Source organism: Pseudomonadota bacterium (assembly GCA_010028905.1).
Classification (GTDB): Bacteria; Vulcanimicrobiota; Xenobia; order RGZZ01; family RGZZ01; genus RGZZ01.
The window spans coordinates 1-2,310 of the sequence record RGZZ01000650.1 but is presented as its reverse complement, the minus strand read 5'-3'; the positions used below and the strand labels follow the sequence as shown (position 1 = coordinate 2,310).

The 2,310-nt window shown below is 66.8% G+C and carries 2 protein-coding genes; one reads left to right on the top strand and one right to left on the bottom strand.

Annotation, left to right across the window (positions count from 1 at the left end; all coding sequences use genetic code 11):
* The first annotated feature begins 73 nt into the window (after positions 1-73).
* A complete protein-coding gene (locus tag EB084_23965; protein NDD31319.1) occupies positions 74-1,246 on the top strand; it encodes a hypothetical protein in 1,173 nt (390 codons plus the stop codon).
* Positions 1,247-1,316: 70 nt separating this feature from the next.
* Here EB084_23965 and EB084_23960 read toward each other — a convergent pair.
* The coding region (locus EB084_23960; GenBank protein ID NDD31318.1) for a hypothetical protein at positions 1,317-2,310 on the bottom strand (994 nt) is incomplete at its 5' end.

The following is a 2,310-nucleotide window of genomic DNA, read 5'->3' as shown; positions in this document are numbered from 1 at the left end:
TCGCCCTGACGCGGGGGCGTGTATACGTCTCCGTCAGCCTCACTGCCCCGTGACGTGAAGGCAGTGAGGCTGAATGTGTACGAGCGGAGCTCGCATGGCAAGTGGTCCCCTGGGCAATCCAAGCCCCATGTTTCCCGTGATGCTCGCGTGTGCCGACACGGGAGCTTTCGCCGTGGGAATCGGCCTGCTCTGGCGAACCCAGTGGGGGGGACGCTGGCGTGATGTCAGCATCCCCGTCACCGTCGCAGGCGGGCTCCTCGTCTTTGCGGGCCTGATCGGGCGCCAGCTCACCCACAGCAACTTCGCGTACATGCGTGTGGCGTGCAGCGCCCTGTTCTGTGTCTTCGCGCCACTTCTCATGCTGCGCGGGGCGTCGATGCTGCGATCGCGCACGGCCCTCGGCGCGTGCCTGCTCATCCTCGGCCTCGGCATGGACGCAGCCTACGTGCGCGCCTGCGAGATGGAGCCCTTCGACCTTCAGGTTCGTCGCTATGAAGCGGTGTCGTCCGCCTATCGGGGGCGCCCGCTCCGCATCGCCCTGATCTCCGACTTGCAGACCGATCATGTGACTGCCTACGAGCAGGCGGCCTTCGATCGCGTCGAGGCCGAGCGCCCCGATCTCATCCTTCTTACGGGTGACTATCTGCAGGTGCTGAGCCAGGAGGCGTACGAGCGAGAGCGTCCCGCGCTGCTCGCCCTCTTCGATCGCATTCGTCACCGGCCGCCCCTTGGCATGTTCGCCGTGCACGGCGACGTAGACTGGTCGTCGCATTCCCTCGATGGTGCGCCGGTGCGCCTGCTCGAAGACGAATCGGTGGTTCTTCCGGGTGCAGGGGTCCAGATCATCGGTCTCGCCAACGTGCTCGGACGTCGCACTCTCCCGTTGAACCTCGAATCCGCTGCCCGGGCCTTTCCCGGCCTCACCATCGTGGCGGTGCACCGCCCGGACGTGGCGGCAGACGCGCTCTTCAATGGCGTTGATGGGGCCGCAGGGCGATTGCTCTTCGTCGCGGGTCACACCCACGGGGGCCAGATCGTGCTGCCGGGATTCGGTCCCCTGATGACGCTCTCATCGCTCCCTCGCCGCTATGCCGGCGGCTTCCACGCGCTTCCCCGTCGCGGCGCCGATGGCCCGGGCGGCTGGCTGGCCGTGAGCCGGGGCGTGGGGTGTGAGCGCGAGTGGGCGCCGCGCATTCGCCTGTTCTGCCCTCCGGAGCTTGTGTTCATCACCGTTCGCGGAGAGTGATCGGTTACAAGAAGAGAGCGCCAGGGAGTTGCCCTGGCGCTCGTCGGTGTCTCTCGTAGGGGGAGATCGGTCAGGCCAGACCCTGGCGCGCCCACGGCTGTTGCTGGGCGAGGGCGAGCACCTTGGGCGGGTAGTCTGACCCGCCGTTGTAGCTCTTGAGTGCGCCAGACCACGAACCGGACTTCGCGTAGAGACCGGCCAGGTACTTTGCGCCGTAGTCGATGTTCTTGGCGGGGTCGAACACGTCAGGCGTGCGCGCGAAGTCATGGAACCGATCGTCGATCTGCATCACGCCCTTGCCGTGCTGCCCGTCGAACGACAGCGCCTTCGAGTTCCAGCCGCTCTCCTGCCAGGCCACGGCCTTGAGGATGTTCGGTGGAATGCCGTACTTCTTCGAGGCGGCATCGAGCATCTCGCCGATCTGGGCCTTGTTCGCACCTTTGCCGTAGTCCGGGATCTGCACGTTCGGGTTGGCCGCGGGCGCGAAGTTGCCCTGGTTAAGGCCTCCGCCTGCTCCGCGGGCTCCCCCCATGTTGCCGAAGGCGTAGGGGTTGAACCCACCGCCGCCCATGCCGCCCATACCGCCAGCGGGTGGGGGGATGAGGTTCGGGGTGCCGCCGCCTCCGCCGTGTCCAGCGGGATTGGCCTGCTGCACGGCGGGCTGATCGATGAGCGCCCCCAGCTGCCCCTCGAGGTCGTGTAGCTGGTTGGTGAGGGCCGCAACGCGGTTCTTGTCGCGCGACTGCTGCGCCTGCTCGAGCTGGGCCTTGGTCTCATCGATCTGCTGCATCAGCTGATCGATCTGTTCTTGCAGCTTCTTCTCTTCTTCGAGCTTCTTCTTCTCGAGCTCTTCCTGCGCGGTGGGGGTGAGGGTGACATTCTCGGTGGGACCGGCGACGGGGCCGCCCTGCTGCTGCGCGGCGGCGGGCTGGCCGCCGTCCTTGTTGTCTTGGGATGTCGCCGTGCCTTGTGCCGCTGCGGCGGGGGCTGTGGGGGCGGCTGCGGGCTCGGACTTTGCTGGTACTGCCCAGAAGGTCGCGAATAGCTCGGTGGTTCCAGAGGTT

Bases quoted from the DNA above. Each gene is read 5' to 3' on its own strand.
- EB084_23965 (NDD31319.1), top strand. From the start codon at position 74: ATGTGTACGAGCGGAGCTCGCATGGCAAGTGGTCCCCTGGGCAATCCA.